This is a genomic window from Sphingomonas sp. S-NIH.Pt3_0716 (assembly GCF_003950715.1).
In the GTDB taxonomy this organism is placed as follows: domain Bacteria; phylum Pseudomonadota; class Alphaproteobacteria; order Sphingomonadales; family Sphingomonadaceae; genus Sphingobium; species Sphingobium yanoikuyae_A.
This window is the reverse complement of sequence record NZ_QLJK01000004.1, coordinates 115,100-139,235: the sequence shown is the minus strand read 5'-3', so window position 1 is coordinate 139,235 and position 24,136 is coordinate 115,100. Positions and strand designations below refer to the sequence as shown.

22 protein-coding genes are annotated in these 24,136 nt (G+C 66.6%); 17 read left to right on the top strand and 5 right to left on the bottom strand.

The window, feature by feature from the left end; translation table 11 throughout:
• The first annotated feature begins 60 nt into the window (after positions 1–60).
• Complete coding sequence (gene dnaJ / locus BRX37_RS04520) at positions 61–1,200, top strand: molecular chaperone DnaJ (protein WP_125985698.1); 1,140 nt, start codon at positions 61–63, stop codon at positions 1,198–1,200.
• A gap of 18 nt (positions 1,201–1,218) precedes the next feature.
• Here dnaJ and BRX37_RS04515 read toward each other — a convergent pair whose 3' ends face one another.
• The gene (locus BRX37_RS04515) at positions 1,219–2,517 is read right to left on the bottom strand and encodes an APC family permease (RefSeq protein ID WP_125985697.1); all 1,299 of its coding nucleotides are present in this window, start codon (positions 2,515–2,517) and stop codon (positions 1,219–1,221) included.
• A gap of 122 nt (positions 2,518–2,639) precedes the next feature.
• Here BRX37_RS04515 and BRX37_RS04510 point away from each other — a divergent pair, with 122 nt between their 5' ends.
• On the top strand, positions 2,640–3,524 hold the full coding sequence (locus BRX37_RS04510; RefSeq protein ID WP_125985696.1) for a DUF3617 domain-containing protein: 885 nt from the start codon (positions 2,640–2,642) through the stop codon (positions 3,522–3,524).
• A 106-nt stretch (positions 3,525–3,630) separates the two neighbouring features.
• Here the strand turns inward: BRX37_RS04510 and BRX37_RS04505 are convergent, their stop codons facing one another.
• Together BRX37_RS04505 and BRX37_RS04500 are read right to left on the bottom strand one after the other, a co-directional pair.
• Entirely contained in the window at positions 3,631–5,433 is a 1,803-nt protein-coding gene (locus BRX37_RS04505; protein ID WP_048936367.1) for an acyl-CoA dehydrogenase C-terminal domain-containing protein, read from the bottom strand.
• A gap of 57 nt (positions 5,434–5,490) precedes the next feature.
• A complete protein-coding gene (locus tag BRX37_RS04500) occupies positions 5,491–5,898 on the bottom strand; it encodes a MerR family transcriptional regulator (RefSeq protein ID WP_004210206.1) in 408 nt (135 codons plus the stop codon).
• Between the two features lie 118 nt (positions 5,899–6,016).
• Between BRX37_RS04500 and BRX37_RS04495 the strand changes: the two genes are divergently transcribed.
• From BRX37_RS04495 to BRX37_RS04470, 6 genes are all read left to right on the top strand, one after another.
• Entirely contained in the window at positions 6,017–7,639 is a 1,623-nt protein-coding gene (locus BRX37_RS04495; protein ID WP_069336534.1) for an NAD(P)/FAD-dependent oxidoreductase, read from the top strand.
• Positions 7,636–8,208, top strand: coding sequence for an NUDIX domain-containing protein (locus BRX37_RS04490; RefSeq protein ID WP_125985695.1), 573 nt, complete (start codon positions 7,636–7,638; stop codon positions 8,206–8,208). Before BRX37_RS04495 ends, BRX37_RS04490 begins: the two co-directional genes overlap by 4 nt.
• 91 nt (positions 8,209–8,299) lie before the next feature.
• A complete protein-coding gene (locus BRX37_RS04485; protein WP_125985694.1) occupies positions 8,300–9,331 on the top strand; it encodes a D-alanine--D-alanine ligase family protein in 1,032 nt (343 codons plus the stop codon).
• Complete coding sequence (locus BRX37_RS04480) at positions 9,331–10,137, top strand: NTP transferase domain-containing protein (RefSeq protein WP_125985693.1); 807 nt, start codon at positions 9,331–9,333, stop codon at positions 10,135–10,137. Before BRX37_RS04485 ends, BRX37_RS04480 begins: the two co-directional genes overlap by 1 nt.
• A 3-nt stretch (positions 10,138–10,140) precedes the next feature.
• A complete protein-coding gene (locus tag BRX37_RS04475; protein WP_125985692.1) occupies positions 10,141–11,232 on the top strand; it encodes a sugar-transfer associated ATP-grasp domain-containing protein in 1,092 nt (363 codons plus the stop codon).
• Positions 11,229–12,326, top strand: coding sequence for a glycosyltransferase (locus BRX37_RS04470; RefSeq protein ID WP_125985691.1), 1,098 nt, complete (start codon positions 11,229–11,231; stop codon positions 12,324–12,326). Before BRX37_RS04475 ends, BRX37_RS04470 begins: the two co-directional genes overlap by 4 nt.
• Here the strand turns inward: BRX37_RS04470 and BRX37_RS04465 are convergent.
• Complete coding sequence (locus BRX37_RS04465) at positions 12,323–13,372, bottom strand: AraC family transcriptional regulator (RefSeq protein ID WP_125985690.1); 1,050 nt, start codon at positions 13,370–13,372, stop codon at positions 12,323–12,325. The two genes, BRX37_RS04470 and BRX37_RS04465, sit on opposite strands and share 4 nt — an antisense overlap.
• A 125-nt stretch (positions 13,373–13,497) precedes the next feature.
• On the opposite strand from BRX37_RS04465, the gene BRX37_RS04460 reads away from it, so the two are divergent.
• The 6 genes from BRX37_RS04460 (at position 13,498) to BRX37_RS04435 (ending at position 20,710) form a co-directional block, all read left to right on the top strand.
• Positions 13,498–14,475 carry an enoyl-CoA hydratase/isomerase family protein gene (locus BRX37_RS04460; RefSeq protein WP_037515860.1) on the top strand — a complete coding sequence of 326 codons (978 nt, stop codon included), beginning with the start codon at positions 13,498–13,500 and terminating at the stop codon, positions 14,473–14,475.
• A gap of 14 nt (positions 14,476–14,489) precedes the next feature.
• Complete coding sequence (locus BRX37_RS04455; RefSeq protein WP_125985689.1) at positions 14,490–15,476, top strand: helix-turn-helix transcriptional regulator; 987 nt, start codon at positions 14,490–14,492, stop codon at positions 15,474–15,476.
• 13 nt (positions 15,477–15,489) lie between these two features.
• A complete protein-coding gene (locus BRX37_RS04450; RefSeq protein ID WP_125985688.1) occupies positions 15,490–16,815 on the top strand; it encodes an aromatic ring-hydroxylating oxygenase subunit alpha in 1,326 nt (441 codons plus the stop codon).
• Positions 16,816–16,821: 6 nt separating this feature from the next.
• Complete coding sequence (locus BRX37_RS04445; RefSeq protein ID WP_125985687.1) at positions 16,822–18,015, top strand: FAS1-like dehydratase domain-containing protein; 1,194 nt, start codon at positions 16,822–16,824, stop codon at positions 18,013–18,015.
• Complete coding sequence (locus BRX37_RS04440) at positions 18,012–19,658, top strand: class I adenylate-forming enzyme family protein (protein WP_125985686.1); 1,647 nt, start codon at positions 18,012–18,014, stop codon at positions 19,656–19,658. Before BRX37_RS04445 ends, BRX37_RS04440 begins: the two co-directional genes overlap by 4 nt.
• Positions 19,659–19,741: 83 nt before the next feature.
• Positions 19,742–20,710: a nucleoside hydrolase gene (locus tag BRX37_RS04435; protein WP_125985685.1), complete on the top strand. Its 969-nt coding sequence runs from the start codon at positions 19,742–19,744 to the stop codon at positions 20,708–20,710.
• Here BRX37_RS04435 and BRX37_RS04430 read toward each other — a convergent pair.
• A complete protein-coding gene (locus BRX37_RS04430) occupies positions 20,707–21,021 on the bottom strand; it encodes a Rieske (2Fe-2S) protein (RefSeq protein WP_235654655.1) in 315 nt (104 codons plus the stop codon). The genes BRX37_RS04435 and BRX37_RS04430 overlap by 4 nt on opposite strands.
• A gap of 151 nt (positions 21,022–21,172) precedes the next feature.
• On the opposite strand from BRX37_RS04430, the gene BRX37_RS04425 reads away from it, so the two are divergent.
• Genes BRX37_RS04425 through BRX37_RS04415 form a run of 3 tightly spaced genes read left to right on the top strand, consistent with a single transcriptional unit; the run spans position 21,173 to position 24,116 of the window.
• On the top strand, positions 21,173–21,637 hold the full coding sequence (locus tag BRX37_RS04425) for a VOC family protein (RefSeq protein ID WP_125985684.1): 465 nt from the start codon (positions 21,173–21,175) through the stop codon (positions 21,635–21,637).
• Positions 21,637–23,355, top strand: a complete 1,719-nt coding sequence (locus tag BRX37_RS04420) for an FAD-dependent oxidoreductase (RefSeq protein ID WP_125985683.1) — start codon at positions 21,637–21,639, stop codon at positions 23,353–23,355. The genes BRX37_RS04425 and BRX37_RS04420 overlap by 1 nt, the downstream gene beginning before the upstream one ends.
• Positions 23,352–24,116 (top strand): SDR family NAD(P)-dependent oxidoreductase, encoded by a 765-nt coding sequence (locus BRX37_RS04415; RefSeq protein ID WP_125985682.1) that lies wholly within the window; start codon positions 23,352–23,354, stop codon positions 24,114–24,116. Before BRX37_RS04420 ends, BRX37_RS04415 begins: the two co-directional genes overlap by 4 nt.
• Positions 24,117–24,136: the final 20 nt, after the last annotated feature.

Below are 24,136 nucleotides of genomic sequence, written 5' to 3'. Positions count from 1 at the left end.
GGTTTCTGACCAGTGCATCCGTTCGGAGCGAGGCCGGGGACCGTGCGCGCCGAGGGCGAGATGACGACCGAAATCGACTATTACGAACTGCTCGAAGTAGAACGCACAGCCGACGGGGCCGCGATCAAGAGCGCCTATCGCAAGCTGGCGATGAAATATCACCCGGACAAGACCGGGGGCTGCACCGACAGCGAGGCCAAGTTCAAGGCCGTTTCCGAAGCCTATGACTGCCTGAAGGATCCGCAGAAGCGGGCGGCCTATGACCGGTTCGGTCATGCCGCGTTCAAGCAGCAGCAACAGGGCGGCGGTGGTGGCGGATTCCACGGCGGCGCCGGTGGTTTCTCCGACCTTGGCGATATTTTCGAGACGATCTTTGGCCAGGCCGGCTTTGGCGGCGGCGGTGGCGGACGCCAGCAGCAGCGCCGCGGCGCGGACCTGCGCTATGATCTCGAAATCACGCTGGACGAAGCCTATCATGGCAAGAAGACCGAGATCGAGATCGAGGTGTCGGCCGCCTGCGACAGCTGCGACGGTTCGGGCGCCCAGCCGGGCACCGGGGTCAAGACCTGCGGCACCTGCCATGGCCATGGCCAGGTGCGGGCACAGCAGGGATTCTTCGTGGTGGAGCGGACCTGCCCCAGCTGTCATGGCGCGGGCCAGGTGATCGAAAGCCCCTGCAAATCCTGTCGCGGCGAAGGCCGGGTCGATCGGCCCAAGACGCTGTCGGTCAATATCCCGGCGGGCGTCGACGAAGGCACCCGCATTCGCCTGTCGGGCGAGGGCGAGGCCGGTGCGCGTGGCGCGCCGGCGGGTGACCTCTACATCTTCCTGCATGTGAAGCGGCACAGCATTTTCGAACGGGATGGCACCACGCTATTCTGTCGCGTGCCGGTCAGCATCACGACGGCGGCGCTGGGCGGGATGATCGAAGTGCCGGGCCTCGATGGCCAGCGGCACGAGATCAAGATCCCGAGCGGCATCCAGTCGGGCAAGCAGATCAAGCAGCGCGGCGCCGGCATGCCGGTGCTGAACGGCCGCGGTCAGGGCGACCTGGTCGTCCAGGTCGATGTCGAGACGCCGACCAAGCTGACGGCCAAGCAGCGCGAACTGCTCGAAGCCTTCCGCGAGACCGAGACCGGCGAGGAATGCCCGCAATCGAGCGGCTTCTTCGGCAAGCTCAAGGAATTGTGGGGAGACTGATCCTCCCCACAGGGCTGGTCAGGGCGTGGCGCTGGTGCGCCGCGCCCACCAGTAGAAGGGCAGGCCGCCCGCCATCAGCAGGAAGCTGGCGCCGCTGGGAATGAGGCCGGCGCCCCATAACGTCCAGCAGGCATAGGCGAGGCCAATCGCCGCCGCTGGCACGGCAATCCGCAAGCGCAGCGCGGCCAGCGCACAACCCACATAGAGCCACAGCGTCGCCGATGTCGCGAGCAGCGCCATGGCGGTGAACAATGCCACCAGCCCCTGCAGACTGTTGGCGACCAGCAGCAGGCTGGCAAGGATGCTCGACAATATCAATCCGCGCACCGGCGTGCCGCGCGCATCCGTGCCCGCCAGCCAGGCCGGCAGTTCGCCGGCGCGCGCCATCGCCAGTGGCACTTCGCCCTGCAACAGGGTCCAGCCATTGAGCGCGCCAAGGCAACTGATGACGACGAAGGTCGCGATCAGGCTGGCGGGGCCGGCCGACCAATAATGGGTGACATAGGCGCCGAAGGGCGACCCGGTCTGGCTTTCCGCGCCGGGCAGGGTGAGGGCGATGCCGGAACAGACGAACAGATAGAGCAGGCCGGTGACGGCCGTGCCGATCATCGTTGCGCGCGGCACGGTGCGGGCAGGATCCTTGACCTTGTCGGCCGCGACCGAGGCCGATTCAAAACCGAGCAGGGCCCACAGCGTCAGTGCCGCCGCTGCCGTGATGCCGCTCCCGGTAAAACCCTGGGCCGGGAAGGGCACGATTTCCGCCGTGCCGCGTCCGATCGTCAGAGCCAGCAGCACCAGCACGACCAGGATGGGCACGACCTTGATGATCGTCGTCACCAGTTGCGCCGTGCCGGCGGCATGGGCGCCGCGCAGGTTGATCGCGGTGGTCAGCCAGATGAAGCCGATCGAGCAGAGCGCGCCCATGCCCGGCCGGTTCAGCACCGGCAGCAGGCTGGACAGGTTGGCGGTGGCCGCGACCGCGATCGTGACATTGGTGATGATGATCGACAGCCAGTAGATCCAGCCGATCGCGAATCCGGCCAGCGGACCATAGGCGCGCGCGCTCATCTGCGCGGCATTGGCATCGGGCATGGCGACGGTCAGCCGGGCGATCACGAAGGCCAGGATCAAGGAGCCGGCGATGGTGAAGACCCAGGCGGCGACCGCATCCCAGCCGAAGGGGGCGAGTGCGGCCGGCAGCAGGAACACGCCCGATCCGATCATATTGCCCATGACCAGCGCGATGCAGGCGGCCAGCCCCAGCGTCCGCACCGGGCGGTGGGGGATCACATCTTGAGCCGGCGGCGGGCTGTCCATCGTCCCTGTCTATCGGTGAAAACGGGGCAGGGCCAGAGCGGATCGTTGCGCCTTCGTTCGGACTTGCATGGCGGCGCGCTTCGGGTGATCCTTGGCCGAGGATAGAGCAGGAGAGCCGGGACATGCGACCGATCGCGACAGGCGTGTTGATGCTTCTGTCCTCGTCGCTCGTCGCGGCCGGTGCGGACGATCCGATCGTCGTGACCGCCGCCAAGCTGCGCAAGGTCGGTATCGACTATGATGTGCGCGGCCGCGACCTCGTCCGCTGCACGATCACGCGCAGCAGCGGCGAGGATCGGGTCGATCAGGCGATGTGTGAATTCGTGCGCCAGTGCGTGGCCGATGGCCATGGCCGACGGCGCGAGGCGCAGGCCTGCGTCAGCGACCGGATCGCGGCGCTGGTCGATGCGGATATGGAGGCGGAGGATGTGGTCCTCGTTCGTCCCGCGGCGCTGGAACAGGCGCGACAACCGGTGGCTTCGGTCGCGCTGCCCGGTCCGCAGATCAGCCTGCCGCCGGCCGAGCGGGATGCGGACATCCTCGTCACCGGATCGCGCTACCGGATCAGGCCGGGCCTGTGGGAGATCGAGAAGGGACGGATGTTCAGCCAGATGGTAGGGTGGAAGGTGATCGGTGCCCGCCCGCAGAGCAGCCCGCCGCCGGCACCGCCGGGCTATCGCTATCAGCTATGCCTCAGCCGCAGCGATGCGGAGACGCTGCAACAATTTGTCGATGATCATTTCGAGCGCGAGGGGCTCAAGGGCTGCATGCTGGCGCGCATGGAGGTGGAGGAGGGGCGGCTGAGTGTCACCCGCTCCTGTCCGTCGCGCTATGGCAGCGCCGACATGCGCCTGAGTGCGATATTGTCCGCCGAGACAATCGAGGGGGTGATGCTCGCAGCGACCGAAATGGAGCGCGTTCGCGAAGAGACGCGCTATCTGCTCAACGGCCGGCGCATCGGCGAATGCCCGCCCTCCCGGCCCGAAGGCGCGGCAGGGCGGGATTAATGCGCTTTCTAAGCAGACAGAATTGTCTGCTGGCTCGGAAAACGCGACAAACAAACAATTTAGGGCAGCCGATCCGATTGTATCGGTTTGGCCGCCCTAAGCCTGTTTAGGCCGCCAGGAACATGTCCGGGTCGAGCGCCATCAGCGTGTCGGCGCCGCCCTCGATCTTGCGACGGAGCGAACCGGCGTCGGGCATGATGCGTTCGGCAAAGAAGCGCGCGGTGACCAGCTTGGCTTCCAGGAAGCCGGCATCGCCCTCGCCCGCGTCGAGCAGGCCGGTGGCGGCCTTCGCCATGCGCAGCCACATCAGGCCGGTGGCGACGATGCCCAGGATGTGCATGTAATGATGCGCGCCGGCCCCGGCATTGTCGGGGTTCTTCATCGCGTTCTGCATCAGCCACATGGTCGCCGCTTCAAGCTGGCCCTTGGCCTTTTCGAGCGCATCGGCGAAGCTCGCCAGCTTCTCGTTGGTCTTGGCCTCGGCGATTTCGGTGGCCAGGATCTTGAGGAAGGCCTGGAGCGCGCGGCCGCCATTCATCGGCAGCTTGCGGCCGACCAGGTCCATCGCCTGCACGCCATTGGTGCCTTCGTAGATCTGGGCGATGCGGGCGTCGCGGACATACTGCTCGACGCCATTTTCCCAGATATAGCCATGGCCGCCGAACACCTGCTGGCTCGACACCGCAACGTCGAAGCCCTTGTCGGTGCCATAGCCCTTGATCACCGGGGTCAGCAGTTGCAGCAGATCGTCGGCCGCCTGGCGCTCTTCCTCGGTCGCGGCGCTGTGCGACAGGTCATGCTGCAGCGCCCCCCACAGGATCAGCGCGCGCAGGCCCTCGGTCAGCGCCTTGCCTTCCATCAGCATGCGGCGGACATCGGGGTGGACGAACAGCGTGTCGGCCTTTTCTTCCGGCTCCTTGGGGCCGGTGAGCGCGCGGCCCTGGCGACGGTCCTTGGCATAATGGACGGCGTTCTGGAACGCGATCTCGCCCTGGCCCAGCCCCTGCAGACCGACGCCCAGGCGCGCGGCGTTCATCATGATGAACATGGCGGCCAGACCCTTATTCTCCTCGCCGACCAGCCAGCCCTTGGCGCCGTCATAGTTCATGACGCAGGTGGCGTTGCCGTGGATGCCCATCTTATGTTCGAGCGAACCGCAGGACACGGCATTGCGGTCGCCCAGCGAGCCGTCTTCATTGACGATGAACTTGGGCACGACGAACAGCGAGATGCCCTTGCTGCTGTCGGGGGCACCCGGCGTCTTGGCGAGGACGAGGTGGATGATATTCTCCGCTAGGTCATGTTCGCCGGCCGAGATGAAGATCTTGGTGCCGCTGATCGCGAAGCTGCCATCGCCATTAGGCACGGCCTTGGTCTTGATGAGGCCGAGGTCAGTGCCGGAATGGGGCTCGGTCAGGTTCATCGTGCCGGTCCAGACGCCCGACACCATGTTGGGCAGATAGGTGGCCTTCTGTTCGTCGCTGCCCTTGGCGATCAGCGCGGCGATCGCGCCGGCGGTCAGGCCATGATACATTTCGAACGCCTGGTTGGCCGACAGCACATATTCGGTGACGGCGGTGGCGACGACATTGGGCAGGCCCTGGCCGCCAAATTCGGTCGGCGCGTGCAGCGTGGTCCAGCCGCCCTCGACAAACTGGTCATAGGCCGCCTTGAAGCCGGTCGGCGTGGTGACGCTGCCGTCGGCATGACGGGTACAGCCTTCCTTGTCGCCCACGGCGTTGATCGGGAACAGCACTTCCGACGCGATCTTGCCGCCTTCGGTCAGGATCGCCTCGACCAGATCGGGGGTCGCATTCTCGAAACCGGGCAGATTGGCGTAGCGCTCCAGCCCGACGACATGGTCGAGCACGAAGCGGGTGTCGCGGACAGGGGCGTTGTAGCTGGGCATGAATCTTCTCCAGGCGTTTTTGTTCTGCTGCGGGGGAGCCGACGATGCGGCTCCGGCTTATTTCTCGATCGTTCCGATGAAGCTCGCCAGTTCGGCGATGGCGGCATCGATATCGTCCTTCTGGCGGGTCAGAAGGTCGATGCGCGCGCGGCACTTGTCGATCGTCACGCGGCGCTGTTCCTCATGCCCCTCGTCGGCGTCATAGAGGTCGATCATCTCGCGAATATCGTTGAGGCTGAAGCCCACGCGCTTGCCGCGCAGGATCCAGGCAAGGCGGGCGCGGTCGCGGCGCGAATAGACGCGGGCCAGGCCCTGGCGCTCCGGTGCGATCAGCCCTTCATCCTCATAGAAGCGCAGGGCACGGGCGGTGACGCCGAACTCCTCGCTGAGGTCGGTGATGCTGTAGCTCTGCTGGTCACGGTCATCGGGAAGCTCGATGCCGGCAATGCTGGTGCGCGTGTTCATGAGCAAAGATTATGACGGCTTTACGTTTACGTCAAGGTTAGAAGGTGCGCAGGACGATCGGCCGTGCCACGGCCTCGGGGAATAGCATTTCGGGCGATTTGCGACTATGGGCGGCGCCATGATCCGTCTTTCCGGTTTGAAATTGCCCCTCGACCATCCGGCCGAGGCGATGCCCGTCGCCATCTGCGAACGCCTGGGGCTGGAGCCGCAGCAATTGCTTGGCCACAGCGTCGTGCGGCGCGGTAATGATGCACGTCGTCGCAGCGCGATCCAGCTGGTCTATACGCTCGATATTGAGGTGGCCGACGAGGCCGCGGTGCTGGAGCGCTTTGCCAAGGACCATGACGTCCGGCCGACGCCCGACACCAGCTACAAGTTCGTCGCCCATGTCCCCGACGGCTGGCAGGGCAAGCGCCCGGTGGTGATCGGCGCCGGGCCGTGCGGCCTGTTCGCCGGCCTGATCCTGGCGCAGATGGGGTTCAAGCCGATCATCCTGGATCGCGGCAAGGTGGTGCGCGAGCGGACCAAGGACACCTGGGGCCTGTGGCGCCGGGCCGAACTCAACCCCGATTCCAACGTCCAGTTTGGCGAGGGCGGCGCCGGCACTTTCTCCGACGGCAAGCTCTATTGCCGGGTGAAGGATCCCCGCTTCCTGGGCCGCAAGGTGCTGGAGGAGTTTGTCGCTGCCGGCGCGCCCGACGATATCTTGTGGGAGGCGCACCCCCATATCGGCACTTTTCGCCTGGTCTCGATGGTCGAAGCGATGCGCAAGCAGATCGAGTCGCTGGGCGGCGAATATCGCTGGCAGCACCGCGTCGACGATCTGGTGCTGGAACGGCAGGGCGACGGCACGCAGAAGTTGCGCGGGCTGGTGCTGCACGACGGCAGCGTGATCGAGGCCGACCATGTGGTGATGGCGGTGGGCCACAGTGCCCGCCCGACCTTCGAGATGTTGCACGGCAAGGGCGTGCATATCGAACCCAAGCCCTTCTCGATCGGTGTGCGGATCGAGCATCCGCAAAGCTGGGTCGACAAGGCGCGCTATGGCAATTGCGCCGGCCATCCCGATCTTGGGGCGGCGGCCTATAGCCTCGCCCATCATTGCGCCAATGGCCGGACCGTCTACAGCTTCTGCATGTGTCCGGGTGGCCGGGTGGTCGCCGCCACTTCGGAGGAAGGGCGCGTCGTCACCAATGGCATGAGCCAGTATAGCCGCGCCGAGTTCAACGCCAATTCGGGGCTGGTCGTCGGCATCGATCCGGCGCGCGATTTCCCCGAGGGGCCATTGGCCGGGATCGAACTGCAGCGCCATTGGGAAAGCCTGGCCTATGTCGCGGGTGGTTCTTCCTACTGGGCGCCGGGGCAGACGGTCGGCGACTTCCTCGCGCGTCGGCCTTCGACCCAGCTGGGATCGGTCGTGCCCTCCTACAAGCCGGGGGTCACGCCGACCGATCTGTCGCTTTGCCTGCCCGACTATGTGATCGAGGCGTTCCATGAGGCGCTGCCCGCCTTTGGTCGTCAGATCGCCCGCTATGACGATCCCGACGCGGTGATGACCGGCGTGGAAACCCGCACCTCCTCGCCGATCCGCATCACGCGCGGCAAGGATTTTCAGAGCCTCAACGTTGCCGGCCTCTACCCGGCGGGCGAGGGCGCGGGCTATGCCGGCGGCATCCTGTCGGCGGCGATCGACGGCATCAAGGTGGCCGAGGCGGTGGCTGTGCAGATGGTCGCGGCGTGACCGAAATCCTGTCGAGCCGCACCCTGTATGAAGGCTGGCTCAACCTGCGGCTGGTGCGGCTGCGGATGGACGACGGCGTGGAGTGCGAGCGCCATGTGGTGGAGATGCGCCGTGCCGTTGCGGTGCTGCCTTATGATCCGAACCGCCGGGTCGCGCTGGTCGTATCGATGCCGCGCACGCCGGTGATGCTCGCCGGCCTGCCCGACATGCTGGAGGCGATCGCCGGCATATTGGAGGATGAACCGGCCGATTGCGCCCGGCGCGAAGCGCTGGAGGAAGCGGGCGTGGCGCTCGACATGATGGAGCCGGTCGGCCAGATCTGGAGCATCCCCAGCGTCGTTACCGAGAAGATCGACTATTTCCTGGCGCCCTATCGCGCGGCGGACCGTGTCGCCGACGGCGGCGGCCTGGTCGAGGAGCAGGAGAATATCCTGGTCCACGAACTGCCGCTGGCCGACCTGTGGCGCCGCTTCGAGGCGCAGCAATTGCAGGATGGCAAGCTGGTGATTCTGCTGCTGACGCTGCGCGCGCGCTACCCGGCCCTGTTCGAGCCATTGTCCGAAAACTGAAGCCATTTCGTAACGACCCTGTCGCCGGATCGACCAACCGGCGTCATCGCACCGTCAATCCAGCGTAACGGGCGGGCGTTATTGTGGCGCCATGCTGAACCCGATCGACCGTTGCATGCGCATCTCCCCGGCCGACAAGGCCCGGCTGCGCCTCCTGTTCCTGGCCAAACATGCCTGCAAGGGCGGCGGGGCCGACAGCGTGGACGGCAATCATGCCGTCTATCATCATGAGATGCGATCGACGCTGGAGGCGATTGGCCTCCATGTCGCGGTCGCCGACAGCTATGATGCGCTGTTCGACAAGCCGGATGTCGACTTCGTCGTCACCCTGCTCAATCGCGGCGGCTTCCAGAATAGCGAGATGCTGGCGCCGCTCCTGCTGTCCTGGCGCGGCGTGCCTTTCCTGGGGGCAAGCCCGATCGTCCGTGGCGTGTCGGACGACAAATATCTTTCCAAGCTGATCGCCCGCGCCCATGGCGTGCCGACCATGCCGGCGCGTATCCTGCGTCGGGGTGCCATGCCGGCCGGCCCGGAATTCCAGGCGGAACGGCTGGTGGTGAAGCCCAACGCCTCGTCGGCCTCCTGGGGCCTCGCGATGGTCGACAACTGGATGGAGGCCCATGCCCATGCCGATCATCTCCATGGCCTGGGCCATGACGTGCTGGTCGAGGCCTGGGCGCCCTTGCTCGACGTGGCCGTGCCGGTCGTCGGCGGCGGCGGTGGCCAGCCCTGGATTCTCCCGCCGATGATGTATGTGCCGGCCGATCCGCATCGCGAACGCAGCTATGAGGAGAAGCGCGGCCTGATCGATGCGGGCGATGATCCGCTGATCCTGGTGGAGGACCATGACCTGCGGACGCGGCTGGAGGATATGACCCGCCGCCTGCTGCCCGAACTCTGGCCGTTCGACTATGGCCGGTTCGAGTATCGCTACGATCCGGCGTCGGGCGAGCTGCTGTTCATGGAAGTGAACCTGTCCTGCAATCTCTGGTCGAAGAAGACGATCTCGCGCTCGGCCGCGTCGATCGGCGTCGATCATCAGAGCCTGGTCGAAACCATCGTCGCGCACAGCCTGGCCCGCCATGGCCTGCTGACCGAAATGCCGGTGCTGGAGGCTGCCTGATGCCGGGGACAGCGTCGGCACTGGTATTGGCCGGCAAGCGCGATGGAGCGACCGATCCGCTCGCGCAGGCGGCGGGCGTCACCCATAAATGCCTGGTCCCGGTGGTCGGCCAGCCGATGCTGGTCCATGTGATCGAGGCGCTGGCGGCCAGCCCGCGCCTCGGCGAAATCCGGGTCGCGATTGAGGATGTGGCGGTGCTCGATGCGCTGCCGCAACTGCGCGGACTACGGAATACCGGGCGGCTGGTTGCGATTCCTGCCCGGCCCAATCTGGTCGACTCCGTGCTGTCGGCCGCCGATGGCGCGCGCTTTCCGCTGCTCATCACCACCGCCGACAATGTGCTGCTGACGCCCGATGCGCTGGCCGAGATGCTGGACGGTTGCGCCGCGCAGGGCGCGAACGCCGGCGTCGCCTTCACCCGGCGCGCGTCGGTGCTGGCGGCGCATCCGCAGGGGCAGCGGAAATTCTATCGCTTCGCCGACGACGAATTTTCCAACTGCAACACCTATTGGCTGAAGGATGCAAAGGCGCTGGCAGCGGCCGAGACCTTCCGCTCGGGCGGGCAGTTCGTGAAGCATCCGATGCGGATCATCGGCGCCTTCGGCCTCCTCAACCTGATCCGTTTCCGCTTCGGCATCGGCACACTGGGCCAGGCCTTTGCGCGTTTCTCCCGCCGCTTCCGCATGGTGATCGCGCCGGTGATCCTGAGCGACGGCGCGGTCGCGATCGACGTCGACAATGCGCGCAGCCATGGCGTGGCAAGCGAATTGCTGGAGCGGCGGCTGGCGCGGGTCGAGGCGGCCTGACCCTTGTTCACGTTGCGTGCGTTGCCCCCGGCCGACGGCAATGTCCTGCTGGCGGCCTATCATGACGGATTGCGTCGCCACTGGCCGCTGGGCCGGCGAACGGTTGCGCGGCTGATCGCGGCGAGCGGGCGCAGCGGCTGGGCGGCGTCGGAACGGCGCCTGCTGTGCGAAACGGTGCGGGCGCAGGGGCTCAGCATGCGCGATCGCAAGGGGCTGCATCGGCTGCTCAATCCCGGTGCCTTCCCGGCCGAGGCCAATCCGCTCAAGAACAAGCAGCTTTTCGCCCGCCATGCCGCCGCCGCCGGCTTGCCGGTGCCCGACAGTTTCGCGCTGGAGACAAGCGATATCGCCAGCTGGCTGCATGGCCAGAGCGTCATCATCGCCAAGCCCAGCTACTGCTCCAAGGGGCAGGGCGTGGTGCGCTTCGAAAAGAAGGGCGGACGCTGGGAAGGGGCCGAAGGGCCGATCGCCGACGACGCGCTGCGCGCGCGCCTGCTGGCGCTCTGGGCGGCCGGCGGGGTGATCCAGCGTTGTCTGGCCACCCACGACGCGCTGGCGGATATGTCGCCGGGCGCGCTGCCGACCTTGCGCGTGGTCACCTGTCTGGACGAGGTCGGCACGCCCGAGGCCTGCGCGCTGGCGCTGCGCCTGTCCGCCGGTGGTGGCCGACCCGTGGATAATTTCAATGCCGGCAATCTGGTGCTGTCGGTCGACGGCAACGGGTGTTGCGGCCCCGTTTGGAAGGCGGGGCCGGACGGCGCGCCGATCCGCTGCGACCGGCATCCGCTGACCGGTGCGCCCATTAGCGGCCGGCCGGTGCCTGATCTGGATGCCGCCGTGGCGCTCGCGCTGCGGGCGCATCTCGCCTTTCGATCAGGCTTTACCGTAATCGGCTGGGATATTGGCCTGACGCCGGACGGCCCGGTGCTGGTCGAGGGCAACTGGAACCCCGGCACCGACATCATGCAACTGGTGAGCGGCCGGGGGCTGGCCGACAGCCGGCTGGGCGCGCTTTACTGCCATCATCTGCGCCATCTGCCGCCGCAGCGCTGGCAGGCGGCCGGCGCGATCGAGCGCGACGCGCGCCGGGCGTGATCATCCTCTATGTCCATGCGCTCGCCGCGACCGGCGTGGTGCGCAACGTCCGCATCCTGGCCGCCGAACTGGCGGCGCGCGGTCTGGCGGTCGAACTGGTGACGGCGCTGCCGGGTGGCGAGGGCGTGACCGGCGTGCCGCATCATGCGCTGCTGGCCGGGCCGAACCCGTCGCGTCCGCGCGAAAAGGTGCAGGCGATCGCGGCGCTGCGGCGGCATCTGCGATCGCGGGGGCAAGCGACGCTGATTTCGGCGGGCAATCATGGCCATGGCACCGCCTGGGCGGCAAGCCAGGGGCTGCGCGACGTGCGGCGCATCTATCGCATCAGCAACGATCTCATGCGCAATGCGGCCGGTGCGCCGTCGGGCGGGCTGGGGCGCCTTGGCCGCACCGCGATGGCGCGGCTGCTGGCGCGCGACGCCGATCATCTGGTGCTGGTGTCGCCGACCCTGGCGGATATGCCTGCCTTTGCCGGCGCGGCGCGGGCGGGCAAGGTGGCGGTGATCCCCAATGGCATCGATGCTGATGCCGCCCGCTTCCTGGCCGACGGGCCAGTGCCGCATCGCTGGATGGGCCGCCAGTCGCCCGTGATCCTGGCGATCGGCCGGCTGGCGCTGCAGAAGAATTTCGTCACTCTGCTTGCCGCCTTCGCGATCCTGCGGCGGGAGCGACCCGCGCGCCTCATCATCCTGGGCGAAAGCCGCGACCGCGCCTGCGACAGCCTGCGCGCGCAGGCGAAGGCGCTCGGTATAGCTGATGATCTCGACCTGCCCGGCACGGTCGACAATGTCTTTCCCTGGCTGGCCCATGCCGATGCCTTCATCCTGCCCAGTTGGTGGGAAGGATCGCCCAATGTGTTGCTGGAGGCGATGGCCGTGGATGTGCCGATCGTCGCGTCGCGCAGCGCCGGCAACGCCGTCGACCTGCTCGATGATGGACGGTGCGGCCTTCTGGTTGACCCGGCCGATGCGGCGGCGATGGCCGATGCGCTGGCGCGGCAACTGGATCTCGCCACCGCGATCCGCCCCGGCGACCGGATCGACAATTTCGGTCTGGAGGCGCTGTCCGATGCCTGGGTGCGGCTGCTGCGCTAGCCTTGTCGGAATTGCCGTGGCGTCTGCCCGGTCCAGCGTTTGAAGGCGCGGCCAAAGCTGGTCTGTTCGGCATAGCCCAGCCGCTCCGCCACCTCGTCGATCGGCATCGGCGTTTGGCGCAGATAGATGCGGGCGAGTTGCTCGCGCTGTTCCTCGACCAGATCGCTGAAATGCAGGCCATGGGCGGCAAGCCGGCTTTGCAGCGTCCGCACCGACAGGCCCATCCGGTCGGCGCAGCGTTCGATCGCACATGTCCCCGCCGGCAACGCGCCGCGCACATAGGATCGCGCCCGTTCCGCCATGTCGGCATGGTTGAACAGGCGCAGCCGGCCCAGATAGCCGCCGACCAGCCGATAGGTCAGCCGATTGGCCGTTGCGATCGGCAGGTCGAGCAAGGCGGCGGAAAAGCCGATCGCGCTGCCCGGCCCGCGCGGGCGGACGGCCGTGCCCAGCAACGCCTCTATCTCGATCAGTTCGCGCGGGCTGGGATCGGCGGAAAATTGCACCCAGGCGGCGCGGAAACGCTGGCCGCTGACGGTCCGCAACAGCAGCAGGATCAGCATCATCGCCTGATAATTGGCCTGGTCGTTGAAGCCGAGATCGGCGCCGACCACCCAGCGCAGTTCGGCCATGCCGCCATCTTCCACCAGTTCCAGCTGCGCCTCGGGCGAATGGGCGACCGGCAGATAGCGGATCAGGCTGGCGGTCGCGGCGCGCAGGTCCGGCGCGGCGCGGCAGACGGCGGTGACGCTACCGAAAATGTCGGCATCCTGGGTGGCGGCAAGGTGCAGGCCGAACAGCGGATCGTCGAACAGCAGGCTGCAATATTCGAACATCGCCGCCACCTGCTGGCAGGCGATATGGCTGTCGGGATCGGCCAGCACCATCGGGTCTAGGCCATGCTGGGCGAGAATGCGGCGCGGCGCCCCACCGCGCGCGCGGACATAGTCGGAAAAGCCGCGCAGATTGGCCGCGCGCATCTGGCCGGCGGCCGGCACCGCCTCCAGCGGGCCTTCCAGCCCGAAGAAAAAATCCTGCTCCTCCATCGCGCGCCTGTCTGCCTCGTCGTCGCTTTGCTGCGTATCATATCGATAAAGCTGCGCCTAATGCCAATACGCCATCGCCGCCCCATGCCAGCCTGCCGGGCATAAGAGAGATGGGAGAGTGCGGCATGGCCAGGGCAAGCGCAGCAGCGCTCAAGCGCGAGGCGGCGCAGTTCGTGCATTATGAGAAGGACCGGGCGCGCAAGATAGCGACCGTCACTTTCGACCGGCCGGGCAAGGCCAACACGACGACGATCGGCATGCGCCTGCTGTTCGGCGAGATCGTCCACAAGGCGAATATCGACGATGATGTGAAGGTGCTGGTGATCCGCGGCGCCGGCCAGGATCTGGGATCGGGCGGCGACATCAACGAACATGGCGACATGTATCTGCATCCGGGAGAGGATGATGATTTCCTGCCCGACCTGGAGATTGACGATCCCGACGTGCGCTATCCGCCGCCCGGCTCCTATCGCTTTCTCCATGGCCTGACCGACCATTATGCCAAGGGCTATGCCGGCAATCGCCCGCTGCAGGAATTCAAGAAGATCAGCATCGTCGAGGCCAAGGGCTATTGCTATGGCTGGCATTTCTACCAGTGCGCCGATGCCGACCTGATCGTCTCGTCCGACGACGCGCTCTTTGGCCATCCCTCCTTCCGCTATGCCGGCTGGGGGCCGCGCATGTGGCAATGGCTGGAAATGGTCGGCATTCGCCGCTTTTCCGAAATGCTGTTCACCGGCCGCCCTTTCACCGCCGCCGAGATGATGGATTGCAACTTCGTCAACGCCGTCGTGCCACGCGACGCGCTGGAGGCGGAGACGGACAAATATGCCGATGCCTGCGCCCGCACCCGGCCGCTCGACGTGGTGGTCGCGCAGAAGACCTTTATCGAGGCCTATAAGCAATATCGCGGCGAATATATGGGCAGCCTGCTCACCGGCTGGCTGGAAGGCATGCTGCCGCTGATGAAGAGCGACCGGCCGACCGACATCGATCTGGGTGCTGGCGGCTTCGACCAGGGCATCGCCCACACCGTCAAGAATAACGACCTCAACTATCCCCCGGAATGGCGGCTGAGCCGCGCCGGTCGGGCTCAGCGCTGAAAGGAGCGGATGCGATGATCGAAACGCTCTTCGCCCTCGACCGGGGCAATTATCGCGAATGCCAGCACCTGTTTCGCGGCGAGCGCGAGCAGGAATATTATCGCGGCGATTACTGGATGGAGGAAGGCTCCGTCATCGACGTGGAGGCGCGGCGCAAGCCCGCCGGCCCCAGCGCGGCGATCCTGCTGCGATCGGCCACCCGCCTCTTCTTCCGCCGCACCCGCCAGCATATCCGCGAGGATGGCACCGACCTCACCGTCCTGTGGTTCGTCAAGCGTGGCCGACTGGTCTTTTCCAACCAGCTTGGCAGCCGCGCCGCCCAATATGGCGATTTCCTGATGACGCGCTCGACCGCGCCCTTCCTGATCGAATGCCAGCCCGATGCGCAGGGCGTGCATGAGGTGCTGCATGTGACGGTGCCGACCCATGTGCTGCGCGGCTTCGTCGATTGCGATGCTGGGGCGGGCATATTGCTGCCGATGCAGCGGGCGGAACTGGGGATCGCCGATGGCATCCTGGCCGGCCTGTTCCAGCGCGACGCGGATGTGGCGGAGGAAACCACGCGGACGTTGGTGGAAGCGGCGCTCGCGGTGATCGGCCAGGGGCTGCGCCACGATGTGCGCGCGGTGCCGCCGCGCCCCTCCGTCGCGGAAAAACGCTTTGCCGATGTGCGCCGCTTTGTCGAGGTCCATCTGTCCGATCCGGGCCTGTCCGCCGCGATGACGGCCAAGGGTTGCGGTATTTCGCCGCGCTATCTCACCACCCTGCTCAAGCAGAATGGCACCAGCTTTTCCGACCTGATCTGGCAGCGCCGGCTGGAACAGGCGCGGGCCTGGATGGCGCGGTCGGACGCGGCCAGCATCTCGATCAGCGAGATCGCCTACGCCGTGGGTTTCAAGAGCCCGGCCCATTTCAGCCGCATGTTCAAGCGCGTCTATGCCCGCAACCCCAGCGACTATCGCGCGGAGGCTGCGCCGCCGCCGCCGGTTGCGCTGCATTGAGCGGCAGGGGCGCATGACCATGCAAGGGAGCATCACTGAGCCACCGGTGCTGATCGGCAATGACGCCTATGTCTCGCAATCCTATGCCGATGCCGAAGCCACGAAACTATGGCCCAAGGTCTGGCAGGTCGCCTGTCGCGAAGAGGAAATTCCGGAGGTCGGCGACTATGTCACCTACGACATTGTCGATGACTCGATCATCGTCGTGCGCGCCGCGCCCGATCGGATCGCTGCCTATTTCAACGTCTGCCGCCATCGCGGCCGACAACTGACCGAAGGGTGCGGCCATGCGAAACGGCTGGTCTGCCCCTTCCATGCCTGGAGCTGGGATCTGGACGGCAACAATGTCGGCGTGGTCCGCAAGGATGCCTGGGGCGACTGCCTGAAGGCCGATGACCTGCGCCTGCGCGACGTGCGCGTCGACACATGGGGCGGCTGGGTGTTCGTCTGCATGGACCCGGACGCGCCGCCGCTGCGTGACTATCTGGAGCCGGCGGCATCGATGCTCGACCCGTTCGAGCTGGAGCAGATGCGCTATCGCTGGCGCCAATGGCTGCATTTCCCCTGCAACTGGAAGGTCGCGATCGAGGCGTTCAACGAGGGCTATCATGTTGCCGGCACCCATCCGCAGCTGACCAAATATTCGCCCAAGCCGACCTGGAGCGATGGGCGCGGCATCCATGGCGTGTTCGGGTCGCAGGCGCGCGAGGGCACGGGCGGCGCGACTGCTGGGGCGGCCGGCGCGGCGGACATGCGCCAGGGGCTGGCGGATTCGCTCAACCAGCTCTGGGAGGAGGTGAACGGCACCACCACCGAGACGATGGTGCGGGTCGCCAATCTGCTGGTCGATGAACTGCCCGACGGCACGCCGCCCGCCGAGGTGCAGATGCACCTGATGCGCCGCACGGTGGAGGAGGATGCCAAGCGCGGGGTGAATTGGCCGCGCATCGACCCGGCCCATTTCGCGGCGGCGGGCAATGTCTGGCACATCTTCCCCAATACGGTGATCATCCATGGACCGACCTTCGCGCTCTGCTATCGCGCACGGCCCGACGGCCATGATCCCGATAGCTGCATCTTCGAGGTCTATACGCTCGAACGCTTCCCCGAAGGCACCGAGCCGCGTCCCGCCAATCTCCACAAGCCCGACATGGACGAGGCGAGCTGGCGCAAGGTGCTGTGCCAGGATTTCTCCAACATGGGGGCGGTGCAGCGCGGCCTGCGCTCGCGCGGCTGCGACGGGTTGCGACCCAGCCCGGTCGAGGAACGGGCGATCATCAATTTCCACCGCGTGCTGGCCGACTATCTCGGCACCGGCGCGCCGCAAGTGATCGGGTAGGACATCATGGCCGATATGGATGTGCAGGACAGCAAGCTGACGCTGGATACCAGCGACGTCGACCAATGGATCGGCAAGCCGGTCATCTTCGCCGAGATGTGGGACCCCTGCAACGCGACCGACATTCGTCGTTGGGTGCAGGCGATGGACTATCCCAATCCGATTCATTGGGACGAGAATTTCGCCCGCGACTCCCGCTTCGGCGGCATCGTCGCGCCGCAGAGCTTCACCGTGGCGATGGACTATGGCCATGGCTGCCACCCCGCCTGCGTCGGCAAGGTGCCGGGCACCCACCTGATCTTCGCCGGCGAGGAATGGTGGTTCTACGGCACCCCGGTCCGCCCCGGCGACAAGCTGGTGCAGAGCCGCCGCTTCGACGGCTATTCGATTGCCGACACCGGCTTTGCCGGCCCGACCATGTTCGCGCGCGGCGACACCATCCACCGCAACCAGCATGGCGCGCTGGTGGCCAAGGAACAGGCGACCGCGATCCGCTATCTGGTCGACGAAGCGAACAGGCGCGGCATCTATGCCAAGGAGAAGCGCAGCCCCCGGCGCTGGACCAAGGCGGAACTGGCGGAGATTCACAAGGCACGCCACGACTGGATCCTGTCCAACCGGGACGGCCATTCGCCCGCCTATGCAGATGTAAAGGTGGGCGACCGGCTGCCGCGCCGGGTGATCGGCCCGCATTCGGTGGTCAGCTTCGCCAATGAATGCCGCGCCCATCGCCAGAATATCTGGGGGACCTGGGCGTGGAACGCGCCCGAAGGCATTCATGATCCGGCGACCGAGGATGCCGGCTTTGGCGCCGACATGAGCTATGACCATGACGCACGCAAGATCGACCCGCGCATGGGCGACGGCCTCTATCACGGCCCGTCATCGGGCCATATCAATGCCGAGAAGGCGGAGAATGTCGGCATGGGCGGCGCCTATGGCTATGGGGCGTCGATGAATGCCTGGCATCTCGACACGGTCGCCTATTGGGCCGGCCATGGCGGCTATGTCTGGCACAGCAAGACCCAGTTCCGCTCCCCCGCGTTTGAGGGCGACGTCACCTGGGTCGATGGCGAGGTGGTGGAGAAGATTGACCGTTCCCCCTTCGGCATGCCGGTGGTCAAGGTCCGCACGGTGATGACCACCCAGGATGGCGAGGAGATATTGAAGGGCACGGCGCAGGTGGAGTTGCCCTATTGAGCGCGCCGCTTTCGCTGGTCCATGGTCCTCCGCTGGCGCAGGAGTCGGGGCAGGGCGTGCAGACCATCCCCGCCTATCTCGATGCGGTGCGGGCGCGGCACGGCGCGCGCGACGCGGTCATCATGCGGATCGCGGATCGGCGCATCTGCTGGAGCTATGACGAACTCCATGCCCGCTCCGTGGCGGTGGCCAGGGCGCTGATTGCGGCCGGCCTTGGCAAGGATGGCCGGGTCGGCGTGCTGATGGCGAACCGGCCCGAATATCTCGCCAGCGTCTTCGGCATCGCGATGGCGGGGGGCGTCACCGTGGCGCTCAGCAGCTTTTCGAGCGCGGAGGAATTGAGCCATCTGGTCAAGGCTTCGGCGATCGGCATCCTCCTCTTCGACACGCGGGTGATGAAGAAGGATTTTGCCGCCATGCTGGCCGGCATCGACAAGGGGCCGTTTCTCCATCGGTTGGTCCAGCTCGACAGCGTGACCGATGCCAATCCGGCAGCGCCGGGCTATGAAGGCTGGGATGCTTTCCTCGCCAGCGGCGCGGCGGTGCCCGATGCGCAGGTGGCGCAGCGCGCCGCCACCGTCACCCCGTCCGACCATGGCGGCATCTTCTTCTCGTCCGGCACCACCAGCCTGCCCAAGGGCATCGTCCATGCCCAGCGCGCCTTCTGCATCCAGTGGTGGCGCTGGCCGCGCGTCTTCGCGATGCGTGAGCCGGTGGTGAGCTGGACCGGCAATGGCCTGTTCTGGTCGGGCAATATCAGCCTGGTGATCGGCACCGCGCTGTCGACCGGCGGGACGGCGGTGCTGCAACCGGTGTTCGATGCCGCCGCCGCACTCGACGTGATCGAGCAAGAGCGCGTCACCTTCCTCACCGGACGGCCGCACCAATGGGCGCGGGTCCAGGCGGCGGACAATTGGGCCAGCGCGGATCTTTCCAGCCTCAAATATGTGACCAAGGGTGAGCTGATCGGCGAACATCCCACGGTCGATACCGACTGGACCACGCCCATGGCCTTTGGCACGACCGAGACGATGACGATCTGCACGGCGTTCGACGCGGACATGTCCGACGCCGATTATGGCGGCAGTGCCGGCGCGCCGCTGCCGGGCAACAGCCTCAAGATCGTCGATCCGCTGACCCGCGCGATCCTGCCGGTGGGGCAGGCGGGGGAGATGTGCATCAAGGGGCCGACGCTGATGTCGGGCTACCTTGGCAAGTCACCGGAAGATTGTTTCGATGCGGAGGGCTATTACCGCACCGGCGACGGCGGGCGGGTGGACGAACAGGGCCGCTTCTTCTGGGAAGGACGCCTCACCGACATGATCAAGACCGGTGGCGCCAATGTCGCGCCCGAGGAAGTGGATGCGGCGATCGCCACCTTCCCCGGCGTCAAGCGCAGCCAGACCGTCGGCGTGCCCGACGAGTTGCTGGGCGAGATGGTGGTTGCCTGCATCGTCCCGGTCGATGGCGCGCGGGTGACGGAAAGCGACCTGATCGCTCATCTCAAGGCGCGCATGGCCAGCTTCAAGGTGCCGCGCCGGGTGCTGCTGCTGGACGAGGCGGATTTCGCCCTGACCGGCAATGAAAAGGCCAAGGCCACCGACATTCGCGCGGTCGCGGTCGCGCGGCTCAGCGATCCATAGCGCTGGCCTATGGGATACCCGTAAATCGCTATTTGACCCTTTGGCCGCCCCATGCCAGCCCTCGGCCCAGACAGGGGAGAGGCATGCGGACAACGATCGATCGGCGTAGATTCATCGCAGCGGGCGCCAGCCTGATGATCGGCACGGCCGCCCGATCTGCCCTGCCGGTGATCCGGCAGTCGCCCAAGGCGCGCATCATCATCGACAATGATTTTGCCGGCGATCCCGACGGCCTGATCGCGCTCGCGCATCAACTGGCGACGCAGGCGGCCCGGCCGGTGCTGGTCACGACATCGGCGCTCGACGCGAAGCTGGCGGCGCTGGGCGGGCAGCCGGCCGGCGCGACCGCCGCAGCGGGCAAACAGGCGGCGATCGACCTGATGAAGATCATGGGTCTGACGAACCCTTGCCCGGTGATCGCTGGCAGCGAGCAGTTCGGCATCGCCGGGGCACAGGCATCGGCGGCGGCACGGGCGATCGTGGCGGAGGCGATGCGGGACGATCCGCTGCCGCTCTTCTTCACCTGTGGCGGGCCGCTCACCAATCTCGCCCAGGCGATGCTGCTGGAGCCGGCGATCGCCGATCGCATGACCCTGGTCTGGATCGGCGGCGCTGATTATCCGCAGGGCGGCAGCGAATATAATCTGTCCACCGATCTGGAAGCGGCGCGCGCCGTGATCGAACGGAGCCGCCTGCCGATCTGGCAGATAGCGGCCGGCGCCTATCGCCAGCTACAGATGTCGGTGGCGGAAATGACGGCGACCTTGCGGCCGATGTCGCCCACGACCGCATGGCTCCATGGCCGCTATGCCGATCTGCCGCCTTTCGTTCAGCTGGGCGGCGCCATCACCCTGGGCGACAGTCCGATGGTATTGCTGACGTCCGTGTCTGCGGAGAGCAGTGCCTCCGCGATCATCGCCGGCCGGCGCCTGCTGGACGATTCCCGCTATGGCGCGGAAATCCCCGGCCGGTCGATCCGCCTCTTCACCCAGCTCGATGCGCGGCTGGCGCTGGCGGATTTCCTGGCCCTGATGCAGCCGCGCAGGGACTAGCGCGCGATCTCGATCCGGTCGTCCACAATCCGCAATTCATAGACCCTGATGGGTGCCTTGGCCGGCGGGTTCATGGCGCGGCCGGTTTCCAGATCGAAGCGTGCGCCATGGACCGGGCAGGCGATCCAGCCCGCGCGCACCCGGCCGCAGGCGAGCGGCTCGTCGGCATGGGAGCAGCGATTGGCGACCGCGAACAGCCGGCCATTGCTGTGGCACAGGAGGATGCTCTCGCCATCGACGGCGACGGCCTTGGTGGTGCCCGGCGGCACATCATCGACATGGGCGACAGCGGTAAAGGTCAACATGGTCATGGCCCCATTCATCATGGGGTGGCTGGCACGGCAATTGCCCGTGACCCGATGCGCGTGCCGGTGCAAGCGGCGCTGCCGCTCGGGTCATTCCGCTTCCCTGCCCCGCCTTCGATAGTGGCTGGCAGCAGAACAGAGCGGGAGAGGGCGATCCGTGCGCCGGGACTATTATCAGCATGCCTATGTGACCACCGACTGGCGCCGGGCGATGGACGAGATCGGCGGGCTGCACGGCATCGGCCATTATATGGAAATGCCCGATGCGCTGTTCGACACCGGGCAGGACCGGCGGGCGATCGCCCATTTCGCGCTGGCGACGAAGGATGAACTGCAGTTCGAGATCATCCAGCCCCTGTCGGGCGACATCAGCGTCTATCAATGGGGCCTGCCGGCGGAGGGCTTTGGCCTTCATTATCATCATCAGGGCCGGCATTTCGGCGATCGCGCCGCCTTTGACGCGGCCGTCGCGGCGGCCAAAGCGCGCTGGGCGATGCCGATCGCCTGGGACACGATGGGCGGCACCTATGCCTATTTCGATGCGCGCGCCGATCTGGGGCATTTCCTAGAATATTTCTGCTTCCCGCCCGGATCGCATCTCGAAGCGGTGCCGAGCTTCTGATGATGGAGAGCTTCGACCTCATCGTCGTCGGATCAGGCGCGGCCGGCGCCATGGCCGCCTTGCACAGTGCCGATCTCGGCCTCTCCGTCCTGATCGTGGAGAAGGCGCATCAGTTCGGCGGCACATCGGCCACTTCGGGCGGGGTGATGTGGGTGCCAGGTCATGGGCTGGACGGCGATCAGGGCGACAGCGCGGCCGAGGCGTTGCGCTATCTGCGCAGCGTCATCGGCGTGCCGGTCGATGCGGAACGGCTGGCCGCCTATGTCGACCACGCGCCGGAAATGCTGCGCTTCCTCAAGGACAGCGGCGTGCCGGTCATGGCGGCGGCCTGGCCCGATTATTTTCCCGAAGCACCCGGCGCGCGGGCCGATCGTTCCATCATCTGCCCCACCTTCGACGGGCGGCAATTGGGTGATGATCGCTATCCGCTGATGCGCGCCCAATATGGCCGGTTCACGCTGTTCCGCCGCTATGCGATGGACCTTGGCCAGACCTTCGCCCTGATGATGCAGCAGCGCGGCTGGCGCTGGACGGCGGCAAAGATGATCGGCCGCTACTGGCTCGACATCGGCACGCGGCGGCTGTCGGCGCGGGATCGGCGCTTCACCCAGGGGGCGGGCCTGATGGGCGCGCTCTACAAGCAGGTTTTCGCCCGCGGTGTCGAACTGCGGCTGGAAACCGCGATGGAGGGGCTTACGCTCGGCGCCGACGGCCGCGTGTCGGGCATCACCGTCCGCCGCTTCGGGCAGGTGCAGCAGATCGCCGCGCACCATGGCGTGGTGCTGGCGGCGGGCGGCTTTGAATGGAATCAGGCGCTGCGCGAGCGTTTCTATCCGGTCCCCGGTCTCGCCCGCCACAGCTCGACGCCCGAGGAGGGCAATCGCGGCGACGCGCTGATCGCGGCGGAGGCCGTGGGGGCGTCCGTCGCCCATACCGATCAGGGCTGGTGGATTCCGACCATGACCCTGCCGGCACCCGGCGCCGCCAATTTCCACGAAATCCATCAGGCCGCTTTCGATGTCGGCCGGCCCTGGAGCGTCTGCGTCAACCGGCTGGGCCTGCGCTTCGTTAATGAGGCGACCGGCTATGACCGGTTCGGTCAGGCGATGGTGGCGGATCAGCTGAAGACCGGCGCCAACATGCCCTGCTGGCTGATCTTCGACGCCAAGTTCCGGGCGAAGTTCAGCGCCGGCGGGCTGATGCCCACGGTCCATACGCCCGACCATCGCATCCCCGGCCATTGGTGGGACCATTATGTCTTCCGCGCCGGATCGATCGAGGAACTGGCGCGGAAGATCGGCGTCGCGCCGCAGGCGCTCAGCGAAACCGTGCAGGTGATGAACGGCTATGCGCAGACCGGCGTCGATCCCGAATTTGGCCGGGGCGGCAATATCTATGATCGCTTCTTCGGCGATCCTGGCGTCACCCCCAACACCAATCTGGGGCCGATCGATACCGCGCCCTTCTATGCCGTGCCGATCGACAATGGCGATCTGGGCACCAAGGGCGGGCTGCGCTGCGACGCACAGGCGCGGGTGCTGGATGGCGGCGGTCGGCCGATCCCGCATCTCTATGCCGCCGGCAATTGCGCCGCGAGTCCCTTTGGCGACTGCTATCCCGGTGCCGGCGCGACGATCGGTCCGGCGCTGACCTTCGGCTTTGTCGCAGCCGAGGACATTGCAGCGCGGGCGCACGAGCAGCAGAGGATGACGGCATGACGGAACAGAAGGTCGCGATCGTCACCGGCGCGGCAGGCGGCATTGGCGCGGCGATCGTGCGCGCCCTGTGCGCCGATGGCGTGGCCGTGCTGGGCACCGGCCGCAGCGCGGACAAGCTGGCGGCGCTGGCGGCTGCGCTGCCGCAGGACGCCGCATTTGCCTTCGTCGCGGCGGACATTGGCGATGAGGATGCGCCGGACAGGATCGTGGCGGAGGCACTGGCACGGTTCGGGCGGGTCGATCATCTGGTCAACAATGCCGGCGCGGGGGTGTGGGCGCCGGTGCATGACACCAGCGACGCCATGCTGGACGAAGTGATCGGCCTGTCGCTGCGCGCGCCCTTCCGCCTGTGCCGGGCCGTCCTGCCGCATATGGGCATGGGGTCGGCGATCGTCACCATCGGGTCGACTTTCGGCATCATGGGCGGGATGGATGGGGGCATCTACTGCGCGGTCAAGGCGGGGCTGACCGGCCTCACCCAGACGATGGCGGCGCAATATGGCGAACAGGGCATCCGTTCCAACATCGTCGCGCCGACCGTGATGCGCACGCCGATGACCGATGCCGCCTGGGACTATCCCGCCTTCCAGCGGATCAACCAGGGGCTGACCCCCTTCTACCGCGATTGCGCGCCGGAGGATGTCGCCCATGTCGTCGCCTTCCTCTGTTCCGACAAAGGCGAATATATCAATGGCCAGGTGATCGCGGTGGATGGAGGCTGGTCGACCACCCGGATGATCAACAGCCGCTTTGCCAGCTAGAGCGTTCTGAAATCGGCTGG